The sequence below is a fragment of the Actinomyces polynesiensis genome (assembly GCF_000820725.1).
Taxonomy (GTDB): domain Bacteria; phylum Actinomycetota; class Actinomycetes; order Actinomycetales; family Actinomycetaceae; genus Pauljensenia; species Pauljensenia polynesiensis.
This window is the reverse complement of sequence record NZ_CCXH01000120.1, coordinates 1-6,983: the sequence shown is the minus strand read 5'-3', so window position 1 is coordinate 6,983 and position 6,983 is coordinate 1. Positions and strand designations below refer to the sequence as shown.

At 70.2% G+C, this 6,983-nt stretch carries 4 protein-coding genes and 1 pseudogene; all 5 read right to left on the bottom strand.

Annotated features, from left to right (window positions below):
- A partial coding sequence (locus tag TA90_RS05755; RefSeq protein WP_147513395.1) for an HAD-IC family P-type ATPase occupies nt 1-1,153 on the bottom strand: 1,153 nt, incomplete at its 3' end.
- 14 nt (nt 1,154-1,167) lie between these two features.
- Complete coding sequence (locus TA90_RS05750; RefSeq protein WP_043535057.1) at nt 1,168-2,199, bottom strand: TerC family protein; 1,032 nt, start codon at nt 2,197-2,199, stop codon at nt 1,168-1,170.
- 268 nt (nt 2,200-2,467) lie between these two features.
- Nucleotides 2,468-4,578, bottom strand: a pseudogene (gene uvrB, locus TA90_RS05745) (excinuclease ABC subunit UvrB).
- Nucleotides 4,579-4,803: 225 nt separating this feature from the next.
- Nucleotides 4,804-6,075: a dephospho-CoA kinase gene (gene coaE / locus TA90_RS13785; RefSeq protein ID WP_074015318.1), complete on the bottom strand. Its 1,272-nt coding sequence runs from the start codon at nt 6,073-6,075 to the stop codon at nt 4,804-4,806.
- A gap of 98 nt (nt 6,076-6,173) precedes the next feature.
- On the bottom strand, nt 6,174-6,983 hold an 810-nt coding region (locus tag TA90_RS05735), incomplete at its 5' end, for a S1 RNA-binding domain-containing protein (RefSeq protein WP_043535056.1).

Sequence of the window (6,983 nt, the reverse complement as noted above, 5' to 3'; positions counted from 1 at the left end):
CCCCGTCCCGGGGTGTCCGTCCGGTCGTCTCCGGGGGTTCCGGGTCGTGGTCCCCGTCCCGGGCCTGCACGTCGAGGCTGTCGGCGATGGCGCGGGCGGTGGCGTTGGTCCGGTCCCCACTGAGGTGGGCGAGGGCGCGCCGGCACTCCTCGGGACCGGGGTCACCCGGCCCGGTGAGGTCCTCCACCGAGCGCACGCGGATGCCACCCGTGGTCAGGGTGCCCGTCTTGTCGACGCACAGCGCGTCGACGCGGGCGAGGACCTCCACCGCGGGGAGCTCCTGGACCAGGACCCCACGACGGGCGAGGGTGGCGGAGCCGAGGGCGAAGTTCATGGAGGTCAGGAGCACCAGGCCCTGCGGGATCATGCCGACCACCGCGGCGACCGCCAGGACGAGGGCGTGGCGCCAGGCCTCGGGACCCTCCGCGGAGAGGACCCGCGTCTGGGACCACACCATGAGGACGACCACGGGCACGATGACGGCGGAGATGACACGCAGCACCTCGTTGATGCCCTGCTGTATCTCGGAGGTCGCCAACGAGAAGCGTCTGGCCTCCCGGGTGAGACCCTGCGCGTAGACGTCCTCCCCGACCGCGGTCGCACGCAGGGTCCCGGCGCCTGCGACGACGGCGGTGCCCGCGAGGACCGGTTCACCGACCCCCTTGCGCACGGGCACCGACTCACCGGTCAGCATGGACTCGTCGACCTCGAGTCCGCGTGCCTCCACCATCTCGCCGTCGACGGGCACCTGGTCCCCCATGGACACCTCGACGACGTCGTCGAGCACCAGGTCCCCGACCGGCACCTCCAGCCGGCCCCCGTCGCGCAGGACCGTGGCCCTGGGGGCGTCCACGATCGCCAGGGCGTCGAGGGTCCGCTTGGCGCGGTACTCCGAGGCGATGCCGATGGCGGCATTGAACACCATGACGAAACCGAACACCGCGTCGCGCCAATTGCCCACCAGGAGCACCACCACCACTGCCACGGTGAGGATCGCGTTGAAGAGCGTGAGCAGGTTTGCCCGGGCGATGGACCCCAGTGAGCGGGAGGTCGCCGACTCGACGTGGTTGGTCAACCCGCGCGCGCGTCGCTCCTCGACCTGTGCCGTCGTGAGTCCGGTGCCGGTGCCGGTGCCGGTGGTCGCTGCGTCCATGCTCCTGCGCCCGCTCAGAGGTCGCCCTCGTGGGCGGTTCCGGACACGGGGCCGTCACCTCTGCCCGCCACGTGCCGTGACCGCAGGACGGAGGCCACCACCGTGATCGCCAACGTGGCGCCGATGAACCCGAGGGAGAGCGGGATCCCGATGTCGGGGACGCCCTCCAGACCCCGGCCGCCGTTGATGAAGGGGAGCGAGTTGTCGTGCAGGGCGTGCAGGATCAGCTTCACCCCGATGAACCCGAGGATCGCGGCGAGGCCGTAGTGCAGGTAGACGAGCTTCTCCAGGAGGCCGTCGATGACGAAGTAGAGCTGGCGCAGGCCCAGCAGGGAGAAGGCGTTGGCCGCGAACACCAGGTAGGGCTCACTGGTGAGCCCGAAGATCGCGGGGATCGAGTCGAAGGCGAACATCAGGTCCGCGGACCCCAGGGCGACGACCACGAGCAGGAGGGGTGTCAGGTAGGTCTTCCCCCCGTGGCGGTGGAGGAAGCGGTCGGAGACGAAGCCGTCGGTCACGGGGAAGATGCGCCGCACGATGCGCACGAAGCGGGTCTCCCGGTACTCCTCGGCCTCCGAGAGGGGCTCCTGGAGGCCCTGGCGTGCCTGCGACCACGCGGTCCACAGGAGCCAGGCGCCGAAGAGGAAGAAGATCCACGAGAAGCGTTCGATGAGTGCGGCGCCGACGAGGATGAAGACGAGGCGCAGCACGAGGGCGATGATGATGCCCGACAGGAGCGCCTTCTGCTGGTACTGGCGCGGGACCCGGAACGTCTCCATGATGATGATGAAGACGAAGAGGTTGTCCAGGGACAGGGACTTCTCCGTGATGTAGCCGGCGTAGTACTCCCCGGCGTAGGTCGCGCCGTACACGGCCCAGATGACCAGGCCGAAGACGAGGGCGAGGACGATGTAGCCCACCGTCCACCACACGGACTCCTTCATGGAGGGGATGTGCGGTGAACGCACGTGCCCCACGATGTCGATGGTGATGAGAACCAGGACAATGGCCGCGAGGCCGATCCAGCCCAACGCGTGAACGTCCAAGGGAAACCTCTCAGGTGCCAGGGGAAGACGGGACGAGGTCTCTTCCCACCCGCGTCGCCGGCACAGCGGCCACGGGCGGCGGCACCGAGCAGTCGCCCCACCGGCGGTGCCGGTGTGCGTCCGCCGTGATGACGGTGCCACGCTTGTCGGGATTACTCCCCTCGTCGCGAGAGTCTACCGGACGGTCGGGCGGCGGCCACGGCGGGCGCCGCGCGTCCGGGAGGACGGCCCGGCTGCACAGACCGGTGCCGGCACGGCGGTGGTCCCCTCAGTTCGCGGCGCGCATCTGGCGCAGTTCCTTCTTGAGGTCGGAGACCTCGTCCCGCAGGCGTGCCGCGACCTCGAACTGGAGGTCCTCCGCGGCCTGGCGCATCTGGGCGGAGAGCTCCTCGATGAGGTCGACCAGCTCCTGCTCGGCGGCCTTCCCCAGTCGCTCCCGTGCGCCCCTGGCCTGCTGGAGGACCTCCTCGGAGGCCCGGGCGTGCCCGATGGGACGCCCCGAGCGCTCCCGGCGGTAGCCGCCCTCGAGCAGGGACTCCGTGTCCACCTCCTCGCGGGCCAACATGTCGGTGACGTCGGAGATCTTCTTGCGCAGCGGCTGGGGGTCGATGCCGTGCTCCGTGTTGTAGGCGATCTGGCGTTCGCGGCGCCTCTCGGTCTCCGAGATCGCCTCGCGCATGGAGTCGGTGACGGTGTCGGCGTACATGTGCACCTCACCGGAGACGTTGCGCGCCGCGCGCCCGATCGTCTGGATGAGGGAGCGGGTGGAGCGCAGGAAACCCTCCTTGTCGGCGTCGAGGATTGAGACCAGGGACACCTCGGGCAGGTCGAGTCCCTCACGCAGCAGGTTGATCCCGACGAGCACGTCGAACTTCCCCTGTCGCAGTTCACGCAGCAGTTCGACGCGGCGCAGGGTGTCGACGTCGGAGTGGAGGTACTCCACACGGATGCCGCGCTCGGCGAGGTAGGTGGTGAGGTCCTCCGCCATCTTCTTCGTCAGGGTGGTGACGAGCACGCGCTCCTGGCGGGCCACGCGCACGCGGATCTCCTCCAGGAGGTCGTCGATCTGACCGGCGGTGGGCTTGACGACGACCTTCGGTCGACCAGGCCGGTGGGCCGGATGATCTGCTCCACGACCCCGTCGGAGCGTTCCATCTCGTAGGGCCCCGGGGTGGCGGAGAGGTAGACCGTCTGACCGATGCGCTCCTGGAACTCCTCCCACTTGAGGGGGCGGTTGTCCATGGCGGAGGGCAGCCTGAAGCCGTGGTCGACGAGGGTGCGCTTGCGCGACATGTCGCCCTCGAACATGCCCCCGATCTGGGGGACGGTCACGTGCGACTCGTCGATGATGAGGAGGAAGTCGTCGGGGAAGTAGTCCAGGAGGGTGTGGGGCGGGGTGCCGGGCCCGCGTCCGTCGATGTGGCGGGAGTAGTTCTCGATGCCCGAGCAGGTCCCGATCTCCCTCATCATCTCGAGGTCGTAGGTGGTGCGCATGCGCAGGCGTTGGGCCTCCAGGAGCTTCCCCTGGGACTCGAACCAGGCAAGCCGGTCCTCGAGCTCCTCCTCGATGGTCCGGATCGCACGGGCCATGCGCTCCTCACCGGCCACGTAGTGGGAGGCGGGGAAGAGGTGGATCTGGTCGACCTCGCGGATCACGTCACCCGTCAGCGGGTGGAGCACGGCGAGCTGGTCGACCTCGTCGCCGAACATCTCGATGCGGATGGCGAGTTCCTCGTAGACGGGGATGATCTCGATGGTGTCCCCACGCACGCGGAACGTGCCGCGCGTGAAGGCCATGTCGTTGCGGACGTACTGCATGCCCACGAACCGGCGCAGCAGTTCGTCGCGGTCGATGTGCATGCCGCGGGTGAGCTCCACCATGCGGGCCACGTACTCCTCGGGGGTGCCCAGGCCGTAGATGCAGGACACGGAGGACACGACCACGGTGTCGCGCCTGGTCAGCAGCGAGTTCGTGGCCGAGTGGCGCAAGCGCTCCACCTCGTCGTTGATCGAGGAGTCCTTCTCGATGTAGGTGTCGGTCTGGGGCACGTAGGCCTCGGGCTGGTAGTAGTCGTAGTAGCTGACGAAGTACTCCACCGCGTTGTGGGGCAGCAGGCCCCGGAACTCCGCCGCCAGCTGGGCGGCGAGCGTCTTGTTGGGCTCCATGATCAGCGCGGGACGCTGGACCTTCTCGATGAGCCAGGCGGTGGTCGCCGACTTGCCGGTGCCCGTGGCACCCATGAGGACGATGTCCTGCTCCCCCGCCTCCAGGCGTTCGGCGAGTTCGTGGATGGCCGTGGGCTGGTCGCCGGAGGGGGTGTAGTCGGAGACGACCTCGAAGGGGTGTTCCTGGCGCAGGAGCGGTTGCTGGGTGGTCATGTCCCCACCGTAGGCGACACCATGGGCATCGACGAGGCGGGGACTGCGACCCTGGCCACCCCACCCCCTTCCGCCGAGGTCCGCTCAGTTCCGGCATCGAGGTCCGCTCAGTTCCGGCATCGAGGTCCGCCCTCGTCCCCGGGGTACGAGGGCGCCCCCGCGCCACGCACGCGACGGACGCGCCCGGTCGGCTTTGCCCTCCCCCACTGCCACGGGGGCACCCCCTCAGCGGGTCAGCCAGGCGCTGACGAGGGCGTCGGCGACGCCGCGCAGGTCCTCCCGCGTCCCGGCGTTGTCCACCCAGATCGTGGACACCGCGCGCCGTTCGACCACCCCCGCCTGGGACGCGATCCGGGCCCGCGCGTCGGTCCGGTCGAGACCGCGTGCCTCCAGGCGTTCCAGTCGCGTCCCCTCCGGCGCGTCGACCATGAGCACGACGTCGAACAGGTCCTCCATGCCCGTCTCGACGAGCAGTGGCACGTCGTAGACGGCGAGGGAGTTCGCCGGGGCGGAACGCATGACGTCCCGGGCCGCCCGCGCGATGAGGGGATGGGTGATCGCCTCGAGGCGTCCACGGGCCTGCTCGTCGGAGAAGACCAGGCGGGCGAGCGCCGCCCGGTCCAGGCTGCCGTCGTCGGCCAGGACCTGCGTGCCGAAGGCGTCGACCACTGACGCCAGACCCTCCGTGCCGGGGGCGACGACCCGGCGGGCCAGGTCATCGGCGTCCGCGACCACCGCCCCACGGTCCGCCAGGACCTGCGTGACCGTGGACTTGCCCGTCCCGATGCCCCCGGAGACCCCGATGCGCGGCGCACGCCGGAGGGGGAGGACGACCGGGCGCAGCAGGGCCGCGCGCGCCCCACCGTGGCGCAGGGTGCCCGTCCGGTCGGAGGGGGCCCACAGCTCCGCCGCGCATTCCTCCAGGACGCCGAGCAGGGCGTCCACGGCCCGGTCGGTGGGCAGCACCCCCTCCGGGGGCAGGTGCACGAAGACCGCGGGCACCGGCACGGGGAGGGGACCCGGGCGGGTCTGGGCGAGGCTGCGCAGAGCCGAGAAGTAGGTGGCGTTGCAGACGAAGGTACCGGCGTCCCCGCTCGGGGAGACCGGGACCCCCCGCTCCGCGACGGCGGCCACGAGCCGCCCGACCGGCAGGCCCGTGTGGAGCACCTGCGGTGCACCCGCCTCCACGGGCAGGTCCTGGGGACACCATCCGTCCCCGTCCGGGGCGCGCGCCGCCATCGTGTTGCGTGCCGTCGTCTCCACGCCGACCGAGGTCCGGGTGGCTGCGAGTCCCGTGCAGACCACGGCATCGGGGCGCAGCGTGTCCACGAGCCCCGCGATCTCCTCGGGTGCCCGGGTGAAGGAGACGGGCAGGAGGCGTCTGACCAGTGTGACCGGGCCGCCGGACAGCGTGTCGGGGAGGCGGCGCACCGCCTCCCAGGAGGCATTGGTCCCGTCCCCTGCGAAGGGTTCGAACCCGGTGACGAGGATCAGCATGGTCCAAGGCTATCGCCGGGCACGCGAGAGGGGTGTGGGCACCACCCGAAGGTGGTGCCCACACCCCTCGATCCCACCGCCCCGGAGGGCGGACGGGATCAGTTGCTGGAGGTCAGCTTCTCGCGCAGGGCCGCCAGGGCCTCGTCGGACGCCAGCGTGCCGGCGTTGTCGACGGGGGCCGAGGAGTAGGAGGCCTGCTCCTCGACTGCGGTGGTGGCTTCCTGGTCCTGCTCCTGGGCGCGGGCGACCTGGGCCTTGTGGGCCTCCCACCGGGCCTGGGCCTCGGCGTACTGGGCCTCCCAGGCCTCGCGCTGGGCCTCGTAGCCCTCCATCCACTCCTGGGTCTCGGGATCGAAGCCCTCGGGGTACTTGTAGTTGCCGTTCTCGTCGTACTCGGCGGCCATCCCGTACAGGGAGGGGTCGAAGTCGTCGGAGTTGGGGTCGACGCCCTCGTTGGCCTGCTTGAGGGACAGCGAGATCCGGCGGCGCTCGAGGTCGATGTCGATGACCTTGACGAAGACCTCGTCACCGACCTTGACGACCTGCTCGGGCAGGTCGACGTGGCGCTGGGCGAGCTCGGAGATGTGGACCAGGCCCTCGATGCCGTCCTCGACGCGGACGAACGCGCCGAAGGGGACGAGCTTGGTGACCTTGCCCGGCACGACCTGGCCGATGGCGTGGGTACGTGCGAAGGCCTGCCACGGGTCCTCCTGTGTCGCCTTGAGCGACAGGGAGACACGCTCACGGTCCATGTCGACGTCCAGGACCTCGACCGTGACCTCCTGGCCCACCTCGACGACCTCGGAGGGATGGTCGATGTGCTTCCAGGAGAGTTCGGAGACGTGCACCAGGCCGTCGACACCACCGAGGTCGACGAAGGCACCGAAGTTGACGATCGAGGAGACCGT